Here is a 15,545-nt window from a genome sequence, read left to right on the forward strand (position 1 = left end):
GTTAACACGCCCTAATATTAATTAGAGTCTGCTGGCTTCGCCGTGACTGAGCTTGTGTTATCAGGTTGCTCAGGTTTTTGGCTTAGCCGGCGCCAGCACCATTCCAATGGACCTTGCTGATAATAACGCAGATAAAGTTGGCTAAAGCCCAGTTGTAACAGCAGCATCAGCAGAGCGATAGTCGTTAGCTGCAGTCTATCCAGGGTGGCAAACCATTCCGGCCGCAGCACGCGGAACAACAGTACCATCAATACGGTTTGGCTGATGTAGAGTGTCAGTGCCAGCTTGCCGCAAGGTGCCAGCCAGCGTTGTGGCCACTGCGAAGCGCGTTGCTGGATCAACCAACTGGCGAAGGCTAAAGCCATCATCACCTCGGCCAGATAGGCCCAGGGCAAAATAGAATTTAAGCTGAACAGATAATCTGTAGCCTGATCCAGCCAAACAATACTCAGGCTAAGCAACAGGCTACCAAAAAAGAGTTTAAAGGTCATACCCATACTGTAGCCGGTGTTAAACCACTGGCTTTTATAGAGCGCCATGCCCAGTAGCATCAAGGCTGCAGTATGCCAGAGTGCTGAAAATACAAACACCAGCGCTACCAACAGGCTATGTGTCAGATTGGCAACAACTTGCGGCCAGTAGGGCCCAGTCCAGAGTGCGATTTGTTGTGCGAAGGTTTCAGTATCAGCTAAGTCTGGTGCGATTCCGCTGCTATCAAGCAGGATCATGATGGACAGCACCAACGGCAGGATTAAGCCGATCAAAAAAAAGCGTATCGCTTTACGCCACAGTTGAGCGCTATCAAGCGTGAAATAATTGCGCTTTAGGATCCACAAGCCCGTTAAGGCGTACCAGAGCAGAATATCGCCAAACCAGAGAAACCAGCCATGCAGTGCACCGAGCAGTGCCAGCCAATAGAGGCGGCGACGTAAGTAATCAGTACCATATTTTTCTACGATCAGTAACAAACTGACACCAAACAGCACACTAAAGAGTGTGATAAAGCGGCCTTTAATAAATAGCGTTTGCAGGTTATAAAGCCAGATATCGAGGCTACCGGCTGTTATCCCCGGTAAACGCAGACTGTGGCTATAGTCTGGCGGCAAGGCGAATGCATAGATATTGATTAGGATCAGCGCCAGTACGGCCAGGCCGCGGATCTGATCCAATTGTTGCAGTCGTTGCATAAGGTTACCTCCCTGGCAAATAAATCTTCCGTGTCAAAATAACATAAATTTTACAAAATACCAGCTCTCCGGGCTTACTCAGGCTGTCGGTTCAGTTAGCGAGACGGCGCCGGCGCAGAGCTCTTGCAGCTGCAACTTAAAACTTGCCAGGTCGGCGGCAGCCAGGCTGACGGATAATGCAACACCCTGTTGATACTGGACATCCAGTAAGGTGGCATCAAACTGCGCCAATAACTGACGGATCCGGGCTTCTAAAGCAAAGTCTGCAGCGATCCGCAGCAGACTTTGCGGACTTACTATGGTTAACATAGCCTGTTGTGCTGCTTGCGATACCGCTGCGGAATAAGCGCGGACCAGGCCGCCGGCGCCGAGCTTAATGCCACCAAAATAGCGTACCACCACCGCCAGACAATTCCCCAGTTCGCGCTCGGTTAGTACATGCAGTATCGGTTTGCCTGCTGTACCACTGGGTTCGCCATCATCACTAAAGGCCTGAGTCTGCGGCTGGCGGGTATTGCCAATAATGTATGCCCAACAGACATGGGCCGCGTCTTTGTAGTGTTCGCGGTAGTGCTGCAGCCAGTGCAGTGCTTGTTCACGATCGCTTACCGGTTGCAAGAAGGTAATAAACTCGCTGTTTTTCTCCAGCAACCGGTGTTCAACGGCGCTGGAGAGGACAGTATAGGATTTAATGTCAGACATTGTTGGTTAGCTGTTGCGGGTCGAGTAACGTCGCCAGTTCTTCGCGGCTGATATCAGTGAGTTCAGCGGCAACATCCAGAATAGGCCGCTGTTGTTGATAGGCTTGCTTGGCAATACGCGCTGCCTGTTCATAGCCGATGCGGCTGTTAAGTGCAGTAACCAGGATCGGGTTTTGCGCCAGACTGGCCGTAATATGTGGCTCGTTGACGGTAAAGCCGGCGATGGCCTGGTTGGCCAGTGCGTCACAACTGCCGCTGAGTAAAGCTATGGCTTGCAGTAAGTTATCGGCCACCAGCGGCAACATCACGTTAAGTTCAAAGTTGCCGGATTGCGCAGCGATGCTAATCGCCGTATCACAGCCAAATACCTGAGCACAGGCCATAGCAACGGCCTCCGGAATAACCGGGTTCACTTTGCCGGGCATAATTGACGAGCCTGGCTGCAACGCCGGCAGGCTGATTTCCGCTAAACCCGCTAAGGGGCCGGAATTCATCCAGCGCAGGTCGTTGGCGATCTTTAGTAAGGCGGCGGCCAATGTTTTCAGGCAACCCGATAACGCCAGGGCGCCGTCCTGCGAGCTGAGGTTAAAGAAAAAATCCGGGCTGACGCTCAGCCTCAGACCGGTTTGCTTACTGAGCTGTTGGGCGAACCTCGCCGCAAACCCGGGGTGAGCGTTAATGCCGGTTCCTACCGCGGTGCCGCCCTGCGCCAGTTGGCTTAATAGCGGTATCTGCTGCTGTAGTTGTTGTGTGGCATGTTGCAACTGACTGTGCCAGCCACCCAGTACCTGCGCGAAGGTCACGGGCATCGCATCCATTAAATGGGTGCGACCGGTTTTAACAATATGGCCAACAGTGGCAGATTTTTCACTGATCGCCTGCTGCAAGCCCTGAATCGCCGGCAGTAACTGCTGTTGTAACGCCAGCAAGCTGCTGAGCTGGATCGCGGTTGGTATCGTATCGTTACTGCTTTGCCCCAGGTTCACCTGATCATTAGGGTGAATTTTGGCGCCGCTGAGCTCACTGGCCAAGGTCGCCAGCACCTCATTCACATTCATATTGCTGCTGGTTCCCGAGCCGGTTTGTAGCACCGGCACCGGGAACTGACTTAAGTCGGTGTTGTTGAGGAGTTGCTCAGCCGCCTGACTAATTGCTTTAGCCTGCGCTGCAGTCAGTAAACCCAGTTCGGCATTGGTCAGGGCTGCGGCTTTTTTAATCTGCAGTAAGGCTTTGATAAATCCCACTGGCATTGGCTTGCGGCTAATCTGAAAGTTTTGCACCGCGCGCTGGGTTTGCGCCTGATACAACGCCTCTGCCGGTACCTGCAGTTCTCCCATTGAGTCGCGTTCTAACCGAAATGCCATTTTCTACCTCCGCTCAGGGTTCGTTTAACTCCTGGTGGTGTTTGCCAAAAACTGGAATAGTAATATGCCATTTAATGGCGGCTAAGCGCAGTAATAACAAGCCCAGCATACCCGCCAACATCGCATACAGCTGTGGTACTGCCAATGCCAGTAACGAGGTGTAGATAATGCCGCCGAAAATACAGGTTACCGCATAGAGTTCGCCGCGAAACACCATCGGGACTTCCCGGCACAGCACATCGCGGATCATGCCGCCACAGACGCCACTCATGGTGCCGAGCATAATAGCCACCATGCTGGAGGTACCATGATCCAGCGCCTTCTGGGTACCCATAATCACAAAGAACGCCAAACCAAAGGCATCGGCAATTTGTAAGGTGTTATTGGGAATGGTCAGCCGGTTACGTACCAGCAGGATAGTGCCAATAGCGGCAACAAAGATGGCATAAAAATAGGTATTATTATTAATCCAGATCACCGGCACATCCAGGATCAGGTCGCGCAGGGTACCGCCGCCAATCGCCGTAACACTGGCCAGTACAATCACGCCAAAGCCATCCATATGATTGCGCCAGGCCGCTAAGGTACCGGAAATCGCAAACACGGCGATGCCCAATAAATCAAACCATAAAAAATATTCCGGCATTTTGCGATTCCCTGGCGAACTTAGCACAATTGACACAGTCTGCTTTAAGCAGCACCTTGTTGCTTAAAATAACACTGTCAAAACTTTATTGCGATGCCAGGCCTGTGCTAGGCTGCGCAATTTTCCGGAATAGTTTTCGAAGCCTATGAAAAAAACGCTGTTATTCTCGGTCGGAGCCCTGCTACTGGCGGCAGGCAGCTATTTTTATGTGAATTATCAGGCCGAAAAACTGATTGCCAGCCAAATTGATGTGTTAAATACCTCCTACGCTGAAATGGCGAAACAGGGGCTGATGCCGGCGGTAGAGCTGAAATACAGTGGCATTCGCGCCAATTTCTGGCGGGACCATTACCGCTTATCTGGCTTGCAGCTGAAAGTGGCTGGTGTCGGCGCGGTGGCCGAAGTGGGGCGCCTAAGTTTACGTGGTTTTAAACCGGGGCAGCTCTCCGAGCAAGGCCAACTGCGGGTGCAGGAATTACGGCTGACCGATCTGGTGCAACTGATGTTACCGCCAGAGGCGGCGCAATTACTGGCCGAGTCGCCGTTATGGCTCGACTACCGCTATCAGTATCTGCCAGCACAAGACCAATTGCTGTTGCAGCAACAACTGCAAATTGAGCAAAGCCTGCAACTGGATATTCAGTTACAGCTGGGTGGCGTGCAGGCGTTATGGCAGCTCGGAAATGAACTGGCAGCCATGGATGTACCGGCACAGCAAGAGTTTAGCCAGAGTGAGGCCTACAAAAGCCGTTTGCAGCAAGCCTTTGCCAGTTTAACCCTGCAAAGTGGTGAATTTACGCTGGAAAATAATGGTTACCTGCAAAAGTTACAGCCGGTACTGGCCAGTCAGCCGGCTACCGCACAGCTGGCTGCGATTAAACCGCAGTTGGAGCTCTATGTGCAAAGTACTGAGTTGGTCACTGAGCGCATTCGCGAGAATTTGCTGCTGTTTATCAGTAACCCACAGCGGGTAAAACTGAGCTTTAATTTACAGCGGCCGCTGACCTGGCAGCAGCTGCAAAGCGGTGAGCTGGCAGAGGAACTGACCACCCCCGAACAGTGGGTGGCCTTTACCGGTTTACTGGTCGAAGCCAACTAATGCTGGCTTCGCTGCGACACGGCTAACGCTAACCCAACCAGGGTAAGTTACTACGCCGCTGCGCCTCAAAGGCGGCGATCTGGGGATTTAACTGCTCGCTGGAGCCGATAAAATCCAGCCCGGAGAGTAAGCGCTGTTTAATATCCGGGTCGATATTAAAGCCCATCGCTGCATTATTGCCGAACAGGATCTCCTGGCTTGCCAGATCGATCTGCCACTGCTGCGGCCCCTGGGCACAGCGGTTAAACAACAGCTCGATATTGGTTTTGCTTAAGGTAATTAATAACATGCCGTTATTTACGCTGTTATTAAAGAAAATATCGGCAAAACTTTCGGCAATAATCACATTAAAGCCGTATTGCTGCAGTGCCCAGGGCGCATGCTCGCGGCTCGAGCCACAGCCAAAGTTGGCGCGGGTTAATAAAATTGACGCGCCCTGATATTGCGGATAATTCAGCACGAACTCCGGGTTAGCGGCGCCATCAGCCAGATAACGCCAGTCATAAAACAGCGCTTCAGCAAAGCCATCGCGGCTCACCGAGGTTAAAAACTGCTTGGGAATAATCTGGTCGGTATCGACGTTATTTTTATCCAGCGGACACACCAGGCCTTGTTTAAAAATCTGGCTCATTGGGCGGCTCCTTCTAAACGGGCGACATTAACAAACTTACCGGCGATGGCGGCAGCGGCAGCCATGGCTGGGCTAACTAAGTGCGTACGGGCACCACGGCCCTGACGGCCCTCAAAGTTACGGTTACTGGTGGAAGCGCAGCGCTGACCGGCGGCGACTTGATCGTCATTCATACCCAGACACATTGAGCAGCCCGGTTCCCGCCATTCAAAGCCCGCTTGTTTAAAGATCTCGGCCAGACCTTCCTGCTCGGCCTGCCGCTTGACCACGCCGGAGCCCGGTACTACCAAGGCCCGCACGCCGGGCGCGACCTTGCGATCCCGCACGACGCTGGCGGCGGCACGTAAGTCTTCAATCCGGCTATTGGTGCAGCTACCGATAAAGACCACATCAACAGCACAGTCGGTCAGTTTCTGGCCGGCGCTTAAGCCCATATATTGCAGGGCGCGTTCCGCAGCCTGACGCTTGGTGTCGTCGCTAAAGCTTTCCGGTGCCGGGATCGGCTCATCAACGGCAATCACCTGCTCAGGGTTAGTGCCCCAGGTAATTTGCGGGCTGATGCTGCTGGCATCCAGGCTGATAGTTTTATCAAATACGGCATCGGCATCAGAATGCAGGCTCTGCCAATAGCTAACGGCAGCGTCCCAATGCTCAGCCTGTGGCGCATGGGCTTTGCCTTTTAAATAGGCAAAGGTAGTGTCATCCGGGGCAATTAAACCGGCTTTGGCACCCATTTCAATACTCATATTGCACAGTGTCATGCGGCCTTCCATACTCATGCCGCGAATGGCGCTACCGCAAAACTCGGCGACATAGCCATTACCGCCAGCCGTACCTAATTTGCCAATTACCGCCAGGATCACATCTTTAGGCGTAACATGGGCCGGCAGTTCACCACTAATTTCCACTTTCAGGGTTTTCGCTTGCTGCTGTGGCAGGGTTTGGGTGGCCAGCACGTGTTCAACTTCCGAGGTGCCGATACCAAAAGCCAGAGCGCCGAAAGCACCATGCGTCGAGGTATGCGAATCACCACAGACAATAATCATCCCCGGCTGGGTTAAGCCTTGCTCCGGGCCAATCACATGCACTATGCCCTGATCGGGGTGGGTCAGATCCAGCAGTGGAATACGGTGCTCATCACAGTTGGCGGCCAGGGCTTCTAATTGCTTGCGCGAGGTTTCACCGGCCGCATCCAGGCTGCGGCGTTGAGTAGAAACATTATGGTCCATGGTAGCAAATGTCAGATCCGGGCGGCGCACCGCGCGGCCAGCCAGTTTTAAGCCGGAGAACGCCTGCGGTGACGTCACTTCATGAATTAAATGCCGGTCGACAAATAATAAGTCGGTGCTGGCGTTTAATTTGCCAACCACATGGCTGTGGTAAATTTTCTGATACAGGGTCTGGCCCATCAGTGTGTCTCCTGCTGTAAGGTGGCGACAATGGCCGCGCCAACGGCGGCGGTGCCATAAGTAGATTTCGGGTCGATATCACGGGTGACGATGTGCTGCTCTAAACACTGCTGCACCGCGCGCTCAATTGCCTGCGCTGCGGCATCTTCGCCAAAGCTGTAACGCAGCATTAAAGCGGCACTTAATATTTGCGCGATAGGGTTGGCGATACCCTGGCCGGCGATATCCGGCGCGCTGCCACCGGCAGGTTCGTATAAGCCAAAGCCGCTGCCATTTAAACTGGCCGACGGTAACAGGCCCAGTGAACCGGCGATGGCGGCAATTTCATCAGATAAAATATCGCCGAACAGGTTGTCGCACAGCATCACGTCGAACTGCTGTGGGCTGCGGATTAGCTGCATCGCCGCATTGTCGATATACATATGCTCGAGCGTGACATCCGGGTAGTTTTTGGCCACCTGTTCCACCGTTTCGCGCCATAAAATACTGGTTTGCAGTACATTGGCTTTATCAATAGAGGTGACTTTTTTGCCGCGCTTTTGCGCCGCCTGAAAGGCTACTTCGGCAATGCGGGTCACTTCTGCCACGCTATAGCGCTGGGTATCAAAGGCAGTGTCGCCGCTACGACCCTTTTCGCCAAAATAAATGCCGCCGGTTAATTCGCGGATACACAGCACATCCATGCCTTTGCTGCTGACCCTTGGGTGCAGTGGCGATAAGTCGGCAAAGGCCGGATAAATTTGCCCCGGACGCATATTGCAGAATAAGTCGAAGGTTTTACGTAGTGGCAGCAAAGAGCCGCGCTCGGGCTGCATATCCGGTGCCAGGCCAGTCCACTTCGGGCCGCCGACGGAACCAAATAAAATGGCATCGCTGGCTTTACACAGTGCCAGCGTTTCCGGCGGCAGTGGTACGCCGGTGGCATCCAGGGCGGCGCCGCCAACCAGCGCTTCGGTTAACGTTAATTGGAACTGAAATTTATCCGCCACCACCTGCAGTACCTTAATCGCCTCGGCCATGACCTCCGGGCCGATACCATCGCCGGGTAATACCGCGATCTTGTAATGCTTACTCATATCTCACCTGCTGCTTGTTTAATTTGGGATTCGTTCGCTTTGGCCTGTTTATGGGCGTCGATGGTTTGGGCACGTTGGATCATATTCAGCACATGCACATAGGCCAGCACTGAGGCGCGGACGATATCGGTGGCCAAACCGGCACCGTGGAAGCGTCGCCCTTCATGTTCGGCAATAATATCGACCTGACCCAGGGCGTCTTCGCCGCTGCCTTTCGCCGACAGGTTAAAATCGACCATCCGGATCTGTAATTTGCTAATGCGCTGTACCGCCTGAAACGCGGCTTCGACCGGGCCATTGCCGGTGGCGGCTTCGGTAAAGATCTTGCCGCCGCAACTTAAGCCTACTGTGGCGCTGGCGACATGGCCGGTATGGGTCGAGGAGCTTAAAAACTCCAGCTTGTAGAACTCGTCCTGCTCCTGCAGGTTCTGGAAAAACACCAGGGCTTCTAAATCGTAATCAAACACCCGGCCTTTCTGATCAGCCAGTGCGACAAAGCTGCTGTACACCGCTTCCAGATCGTAGTCGTCTTTGGTGTAACCCAGCTCAGCTAAGCGGTGCTGAATAACATGACGGCCCGAGCGCGAGGTCAGGTTTAATTCGTTCTGGCGGATGCCGACCTGTTCAGGCGAGATAATTTCGTAGGTGCTTTGTGCTTTTAACACGCCATCCTGGTGAATACCCGAGCTGTGGGCAAAGGCATTTTCGCCAACGATGGCTTTGTTGGGCTGGATTGGCATATTGCAGATCTGGCTGACCAGATGGCTGCTGCGGTAAATCTCGGTGGTTTTGATGTCGGTATACAGCGGCGCTAAAATATCCTTGCGGGTATTGATAATCATCGCCACTTCTTCCAGCGAGCAGTTACCGGCCCGCTCACCAATACCATTGACGGTACATTCAATTTGCCGCGCGCCGGCCTGAATGGCGCTGATACTATTCGCCACCGCCAGCCCCAGGTCATTATGACAATGCACACTTAAGCGCGCCTTATCGATATTTGGCACCTTGTTACGCAGCGCATGAATAATGGCGGCAAACTCATTGGGAATGGTATAGCCGACCGTATCCGGAATATTAATGGTGGTGGCGCCGGCGGCAATGGCACGCTCGACTATCCAGCATAAATCATCAATCGGGGTGCGGCCGGCATCTTCGCAGGAGAACTCAATATCATCTGTATAGCGGCTGGCCAGTTTAATGGCGGCGACTGCCTGATCTGAGGCTTCGGCCAGGGTTTTGCGCAGCTTGTACTGCAAATGCAGCGGGGAAGTGGCAATAAAGGTATGAATCCGGCGGCGTTCCGCATCTTTTAACGCGGCGCCACAGGCTTCAATATCGGCTGCAACGGCCCGCGCCAGGCCGCAAATGATCGGGCCTTTTACTTCGCGCGCGATACGCTGTACCGAATCAAAATCACCGGGGCTGGACACCGGGAAGCCGACTTCCATCACATCGACATTTAAGCGGGCAATGGCATGCGCCAGCTGGATTTTTTGCTTCTGGCTTAAACTGGCACGCAGTGCCTGCTCGCCATCACGCAGGGTGGTATCGAAGATCCAGATTTTGTTATCAGCACTCATTACGCAATCCTATGTTATCAAATCGTGGCGTACTGCTTGCCGGGATAAAAACAAAAAACCCCGGCCTTAGGCACGGGGTTTTAGGTTTATCGGTAAGGGTTTTTCACCAATAAGCACGGCCCCGCGCAGCGCAGAGGAGCACGAGGAGGAGGCTATTGAAACGCACTAATACCGAAGAAATCATTTACTGCCTTTAAAGTCGAAGTTGCAGAACGCCATTAGTAATACCATGGTTATTTTTTATCTGCAACAGTATAGATGGCTAAATGGATAAATTTTTGCAGAAACTTTAGTCGCATAAGGCAACGCATATTGCGTAACCTTTGACTCACCGCTAGATTAGCCGACATTCTTCCCATTGCAGGATTGCGAATGAAAACCCTATTCAAACCTTTAACTGCGCTGTTGTGCAGCACTCTGTTGCTGACGGCCTGTGATAAACCCGCCGCACCTTTAAACACTGAGCCGGCCGCGGCGGTCAGTGTTGCCGTGTTGGATGAAGCCGCCGAGCACTATGTGAAACTGGTGCTGGCGCTCGGCCAATATGATAGCAACTATGTGGATGCCTATTATGGCCCGGCCGAATGGGCCGAGGCAGTAAAACAGCAGCCGCAGCCCCTGCCAGAGCTACTTGCTGAAGCTCAGTTGCTGCGCGATGCGTTACAGGCGCATAGCGAAACGGATGCGATGTTAAAGTTGCGGCTGCATTATTTACAGCGGCAGCTAACGGCGCTGATTAGCCATGCCGATACGCTACAAAACGGCACTGCGGCCAGCTTTGAACAACAAGCTAGCGAACTCTACGATACCCAACCACCGCAGCAGGACCTTAGCAGCTTTGCCCCTGTGCTGGCTGAGCTGGAACAACTGGTACCCGGCGAGGGCAGCCTGACCGAGCGGGTCGTGGCCTATCGCAAAAATTTTGTTATTCCGGCGGATAAATTACAGCTGGTGTTTGAACGGGCGATCGCGGAATGCCGCGACCGGACCTTACAGCGCATCAGCTTGCCGGCGCAGGAGAATTTTACGCTGGAGTTTGTGACCGACAAACCCTGGAGCGGTTATAACTGGTATCAGGGCAAGGCTTATAGTCTGATCCAGATTAATACCGAGCGGCCGATTGATATCTCCCGCGCTGTCGATCTGGGCTGTCACGAGGGCTACCCCGGCCATCACACCTATAATGCGCTACTGGAAACCGAGCTAAAACAACAGCGTAACTGGGTGGAGTTTAGTGTTTATGCGCTATTCAGCCCGCAGTCGTTAATCGCGGAAGGCACCGCCAACTATGGTATTGATATCGCCTTTCCCGGTGAGCAAAAACTGGCGTTTGAACGCGACGTACTTTACCCGTTAGCCGGGCTGGATCCATCGCAGGCCGCCAGCTACGACCGCTTTTTAAAACTGATGGCACGCCTTAGTTATGCCGGTAATGAAATCGCCCGTTTATTGCTAAATGGCGAGATTGACGAAGAACAATTTGTTGCGCTGCAACAGCAATATTTGTTGCAAAGTGAGGCCGAAGCGCGGCAGCGGCTACGTTTTGTCAGAAGTTACGGCGCCTATGTGATTAACTATAACTGGGGCAAAGATCTGGTAAAACAGTATGTCGAGCAGGCAAGCAGCGAAGATGAGCGTTGGCAGCGTTTTATTAGCTTATTATCGACGCCGAAACTGCCATCTTCATTAGCCTGGTAACAGAGTAAAAACGCGGCCGCGTCAGGCTTGAAGCTACGCGGCGCGCCCCCATTATTGAGCAAGATATTTTAACAGGAATTGTTATGGAACGTTATTTTGAACGTTTAATGTATGCCACGCGCTGGATTATGGCGCCAATTTACCTTGGCTTAAGCTTGTGCTTGCTGGCGCTGGGTATTAAATTTTTCCAGGAAGTGTTTCACTTTATTCCGCTGATTTTTAGTATGAAAGAAGTGGAACTGATCCTGATTACGTTAAGCCTGATCGATATCGCCCTGGTTGGCGGCCTGATTGTGATGGTGATGTTTTCCGGCTATGAGAACTTTGTCTCGCGTTTAGACTTACATGGTCACGACGATAAGTTGGGCTGGCTGGGTAAGCTCGACTCTAATTCCCTGAAAAATAAGGTCGCGGCCTCTATTGTTGCCATCTCGTCGATTCACCTGTTGAAGGTATTTATGAATACTGAGCAAATCGAGAATGACAAGATTATGTGGTACCTGTTAATCCATATTACCTTTGTCATCTCTGCTTTTGCGATGGGTTACCTGGATAAAATCTTACGCGATAAACCAGACCCGAAAATTGTTGTGCCTGATCACCCACAGAAATAACTTGCATATCGGCGCAGCCTTAATTAAGATGCGCGCCGTTCTGTCGGTGCCCACGCACAGTATGCCCGGGTGGTGAAATCGGTAGACACAAGGGATTTAAAATCCCTCGGGGGAAACCCCGTGCCGGTTCAAGTCCGGCCCCGGGCACCATTTAAAGCTGCTGATTATAAATAGATTTTTAATCAGGCAGCGGTAAGAACCACAGGCAATACCAGATTGCGATGTGTAGAAAATGTGCAACATAATGCGAGTTTAGCTCAGCTGGTAGAGCGCGACCTTGCCAAGGTCGAGGTCACGAGTTCGAACCTCGTAACTCGCTCCAAATTCCGAAAAAGCCGCTTTTAACAGCGGCTTTTTTGCTTTCTTACGCCAAAGCTGACGCTAAGCCACACCGCTTCCCGTCTCCGGTATGCTGGCGTACCGGAGACGCGATCTGCGATATCAAAAGGTAACTGACTCCTGCCGCAGTAATACTTCATTTCCCGCAATCTTCCCAAGATGCAAGCACCAATAAAAATATTGCGCAAACCCAGGTTATTCTTTAGCGTAACACGTTAAGCATTAGCGGCGTAACAGGACGATGGGCATGACAATAAAGCTTTCTACGATCGCACAAATTGCGCTGACGGTAAGCGATGTGGATACGGCACTTGGCTTTTACCGCGATCTGCTGGGGCTGGAGTTGCTGTTCCGTGCCGGCCCCAATTTGGCATTTCTTAATGCGGATGGTGTCCGTATTATGCTGAGTACGCCACAGGGCGCTGGTAAGGTTGGGGCGAACTCTGTGTTGTATTTTAAAGTTTTAGATATCGAAACAACGCATGCCAGCCTTGTTGCTGCCGGCGCGCAAAATGAGCGATTGCCGCAATTAGCAGCAAAGATGCCGGATCATGAGTTATGGTTAAGTTTTTTGCGTGATCCTGACGCTAATCTACTGGCGTTACTGGAAGAAAGAAGATAGCGATTGATTGCTCTACAACACACCAACTTAAGCTGAAACTATAGTTTGACAGCATGGCTGCGTTTAATCTGCTTAATCATCGCCTGCGCCAATGGCGTATTGGCGTGCTGGTTTGACGTTATCAGCATTAGCGGAATTTGGTATGAATATTTTGCCGGTAAAATAGCTTTAAACAGGCCTTTGTCTACCCAGTAACGGGCGTAGTGTTCTGGCAGATAGCCAATAAACTTACCGGTTAAAATCAGGTGGGCGATACCTTCATCGTGGTAAGCAATGGCGCTGTTTGGGTAGTGCAAACCATCGTTACGGCGCTCTTTATCGCGCAGATAATTGCTGGTAATAACTTCTGCCCGTTGCAGCAACTTTTCGGTGTCTTGCTCGGCGCAGTTAAACAGCGGGTGGCCAGCAGCACAGTACAGATAATTGGTTTCATAGTGCAGCGGTGTGTAATCCAGGCCGCGGATCTGATGGCGGCTAACGCCAATGCCCAATAAAGAGCGGCCGTTAGCGACGGCGGTTTCCACTTCACGCGCTTCACACACATACAAGTCAAACTGAATGTTATCGCTTTTGTCTTTTAGCGCGGCAATGGCCTGCGCCACTTTGCAGTGTGGATCGCTGACCAGGGTGTCGATAATAGCAATACTGACCCGGCCGGACAGCTGCTGTTTCGAGCTGGCAATGGTATTGGCAAAGGCTTCGCATTGCTGTAGTAACTCTAATGAGGCCTGGTAGGTAATACGGCCTGGCTCGGTCAGCTCAAAACCGCTGCGGCCCCGCTTACACAGTTTTACCCCTAAACGGATTTCTAAGTCAGATAAATGCGCGCTAATAGTAGAGCGGCCAATATTCAGCCGTGACTCAGCCGCCGACAAGCCGCCGCACTCGACAATAGTGACGAACACTCTGAGTAATCTAAGGTCGACATCTTGTACTTGCATGGGCGCTGCTCTTTAGTTCGATAAAGCCGGAATAAGTTACGAATATTATGTATTTATAAAACAACCTGTGCAAGCTAGCATGGCTCTAATAAAGATCCGCAGAATTTTAGGAGCACAAGATGACATTTCGCTACGGGATCGACCGGCTGGATTTAGATATCGTTAACGGTATCGCCGATGGCACTATTAAAGCTGAGTTGTGTGCAGAAGCCATCGCCCGAATTAATCAAAGCCGCAACAACGTTGAGGTGATGGCCACATCGGACAAAGCTATTTATGGTATTAATACCGGTTTTGGCCCGCTTTGCGATACGCAAATCTCGCCAGCAGAAACCGCGCTGCTGCAAAAAAACCTGCTAATCACCCATGCGGTTGGCGTAGGCGAACCAATTGCCAAAGCTATTTCAAAATTAATGTTGATCACCAAAGTACATGCGTTAAGCCAGGGCTATTCTGGCGTGCGCCTGGAAGTGGTTGAACGCATGCTGACGTTTCTTGAGCTGGACTTAATTCCGGTGGTGCCGGAGCAAGGCTCAGTAGGGGCATCAGGCGATTTGGCGCCGCTGTCGCACTTATTCTTACCGCTGATTGGTGAAGGTGAGTTCTGGCACGGCCGTGGCACTATCAGTGCCGCTGAAGCGCTGGCGCAACATGGTTTAGTGCCGCTGGAACTGCAGGCCAAAGAGGGGCTGGGCTTGATTAACGGCACCCAGTTTATTTTGTCGCATGCTATTACCGCGTTGACCAAGATGCGCTACCTGCTGGATTTAGCCGATGTTGCCGGTGCCATGAGTATTGAAGGGATGCAGGGCAGTGGTTCGCCGTTTCGTGCTGAGCTGCACCAAATCCGCGCCTTTGCCGGCAATGTTGAAGTCGCTGCCCGTATGCGTCGTTTGTTTAAAGATTCAGAAAATATGGCCTCGCACACCGGCTGCGCCCGGGTACAAGACCCTTATTCGCTGCGCTGTATTCCCCAGGTACACGGCGCGTCGCGTAATGCTTACTACCACTTAAAAGAGCTGGCCGAGATAGAAATGAACTCGGTTACTGATAACCCTATCGTCATCAGCAGCGAAGAAGCGATTTCCGGCGGTGGTTTCCATGGTCAGCCACTAGCGATGGTGCTGGATTATGCCTCTATTGCGGCGGCGGAGCTGGGCAATATCTCTGACCGGCGCTGCTATTTACTATTAGAAGGCTTACACGGTTTGCCGCGTTTGCTAACCAAAGCCGGTGGTTTAAATTCCGGCATGATGATTCCGCAATATGTCACGGCGGCGCTGGTAACCGAGAACAAATCTTTGTGCTTCCCGCCCTCGGCCGACAGTGTGCCTACCTCTATGGGGCAGGAAGATCATGTGTCGATGGGTAGTATCTCTGGCCGTCAGTTAAACCAGATCCTGGGCAATCTGGAAAAAATCCTCGCGATAGAGCTGATGTATGCGGCGCAAGCCATTGAGTTTCGCCGGCCGCATCAATGCTCCGATATCATTGAACAAAATTTTGCCCTCATTCGCAGTAAAGTGGCCAAGCTGGAAGAAGATCGTCTGTTAAAACCCGATATCGACGCCATGATAGAGCTGGTGAAAAGCCAGGCTTTTACCGTTAACTTTGCATTGAATTAAGAGGATACGG

The 15,545-nt window shown here is 52.1% G+C and carries 14 protein-coding genes and 2 tRNA genes; 7 read left to right on the plus strand and 9 right to left on the minus strand.

The features are described from left to right. Positions 1–17 precede the first annotated feature (17 nt). The 4 genes from AAY72_RS09120 to AAY72_RS09135 form a co-directional block, all read right to left on the minus strand. On the minus strand, positions 18–1,187 hold the full coding sequence (locus AAY72_RS09120) for a DUF418 domain-containing protein (RefSeq protein ID WP_057786990.1): 1,170 nt from the start codon (positions 1,185–1,187) through the stop codon (positions 18–20). Between the two features lie 78 nt (positions 1,188–1,265). After that, positions 1,266–1,889 (minus strand): YigZ family protein, encoded by a 624-nt coding sequence (locus AAY72_RS09125; RefSeq protein WP_057786992.1) that lies wholly within the window; start codon positions 1,887–1,889, stop codon positions 1,266–1,268. Further along, positions 1,882–3,252, minus strand: a complete 1,371-nt coding sequence (locus AAY72_RS09130; protein WP_057786994.1) for a lyase family protein — start codon at positions 3,250–3,252, stop codon at positions 1,882–1,884. Before AAY72_RS09130 ends, AAY72_RS09125 begins: the two co-directional genes overlap by 8 nt. A gap of 13 nt (positions 3,253–3,265) precedes the next feature. Further along, entirely contained in the window at positions 3,266–3,898 is a 633-nt protein-coding gene (locus AAY72_RS09135) for a trimeric intracellular cation channel family protein (protein ID WP_057786996.1), read from the minus strand. Between the two features lie 145 nt (positions 3,899–4,043). Here AAY72_RS09135 and AAY72_RS09140 point away from each other — a divergent pair, with 145 nt between their 5' ends. Beyond that, a complete protein-coding gene (locus tag AAY72_RS09140) occupies positions 4,044–4,997 on the plus strand; it encodes a hypothetical protein (protein ID WP_057786998.1) in 954 nt (317 codons plus the stop codon). A 28-nt stretch (positions 4,998–5,025) separates the two neighbouring features. On the opposite strand, the gene leuD is transcribed toward AAY72_RS09140, so the two are convergent. From leuD to leuA, 4 genes are read right to left on the minus strand one after another with little or no spacing between them, the layout of a single operon-like run. Beyond that, positions 5,026–5,628, minus strand: a complete 603-nt coding sequence (gene leuD, locus AAY72_RS09145) for a 3-isopropylmalate dehydratase small subunit (RefSeq protein WP_008950354.1) — start codon at positions 5,626–5,628, stop codon at positions 5,026–5,028. Continuing rightward, the gene (gene leuC, locus AAY72_RS09150) at positions 5,625–7,037 is read right to left on the minus strand and encodes a 3-isopropylmalate dehydratase large subunit (protein ID WP_057787000.1); all 1,413 of its coding nucleotides are present in this window, start codon (positions 7,035–7,037) and stop codon (positions 5,625–5,627) included. Before leuC ends, leuD begins: the two co-directional genes overlap by 4 nt. Beyond that, on the minus strand, positions 7,037–8,113 hold the full coding sequence (gene leuB / locus AAY72_RS09155) for a 3-isopropylmalate dehydrogenase (protein WP_057787003.1): 1,077 nt from the start codon (positions 8,111–8,113) through the stop codon (positions 7,037–7,039). The genes leuC and leuB overlap by 1 nt, the downstream gene beginning before the upstream one ends. Beyond that, positions 8,110–9,696, minus strand: a complete 1,587-nt coding sequence (gene leuA, locus AAY72_RS09160) for a 2-isopropylmalate synthase (RefSeq protein ID WP_057787005.1) — start codon at positions 9,694–9,696, stop codon at positions 8,110–8,112. Before leuA ends, leuB begins: the two co-directional genes overlap by 4 nt. 372 nt (positions 9,697–10,068) lie before the next feature. On the opposite strand from leuA, the gene AAY72_RS09165 reads away from it, so the two are divergent. The 5 genes from AAY72_RS09165 (at position 10,069) to AAY72_RS09185 (ending at position 12,969) form a co-directional block, all read left to right on the plus strand. Then, positions 10,069–11,394 (plus strand): hypothetical protein, encoded by a 1,326-nt coding sequence (locus AAY72_RS09165; protein ID WP_057787007.1) that lies wholly within the window; start codon positions 10,069–10,071, stop codon positions 11,392–11,394. An 83-nt stretch (positions 11,395–11,477) separates the two neighbouring features. Beyond that, the gene (locus tag AAY72_RS09170) at positions 11,478–12,008 is read left to right on the plus strand and encodes a TIGR00645 family protein (RefSeq protein WP_057787009.1); all 531 of its coding nucleotides are present in this window, start codon (positions 11,478–11,480) and stop codon (positions 12,006–12,008) included. A 63-nt stretch (positions 12,009–12,071) separates the two neighbouring features. Continuing rightward, positions 12,072–12,158 (plus strand) — tRNA-Leu (locus AAY72_RS09175). A 96-nt stretch (positions 12,159–12,254) separates the two neighbouring features. Next, positions 12,255–12,330 (plus strand) — tRNA-Gly (locus AAY72_RS09180). A 264-nt stretch (positions 12,331–12,594) separates the two neighbouring features. Then, positions 12,595–12,969, plus strand: a complete 375-nt coding sequence (locus tag AAY72_RS09185; RefSeq protein WP_057787011.1) for a VOC family protein — start codon at positions 12,595–12,597, stop codon at positions 12,967–12,969. A 38-nt stretch (positions 12,970–13,007) separates the two neighbouring features. On the opposite strand, the gene AAY72_RS09190 is transcribed toward AAY72_RS09185, so the two are convergent. Continuing rightward, the gene (locus tag AAY72_RS09190) at positions 13,008–13,910 is read right to left on the minus strand and encodes a LysR family transcriptional regulator (protein ID WP_008606584.1); all 903 of its coding nucleotides are present in this window, start codon (positions 13,908–13,910) and stop codon (positions 13,008–13,010) included. A gap of 119 nt (positions 13,911–14,029) precedes the next feature. Between AAY72_RS09190 and hutH the strand changes: the two genes are divergently transcribed. Then, complete coding sequence (hutH, locus tag AAY72_RS09195; protein ID WP_057787013.1) at positions 14,030–15,535, plus strand: histidine ammonia-lyase; 1,506 nt, start codon at positions 14,030–14,032, stop codon at positions 15,533–15,535. Positions 15,536–15,545: the final 10 nt, after the last annotated feature.

Origin of the sequence: Alishewanella sp. WH16-1, from assembly GCF_001441695.1 — a bacterium.
In the GTDB taxonomy this organism is placed as follows: Bacteria; Pseudomonadota; Gammaproteobacteria; order Enterobacterales; family Alteromonadaceae; genus Alishewanella; species Alishewanella agri.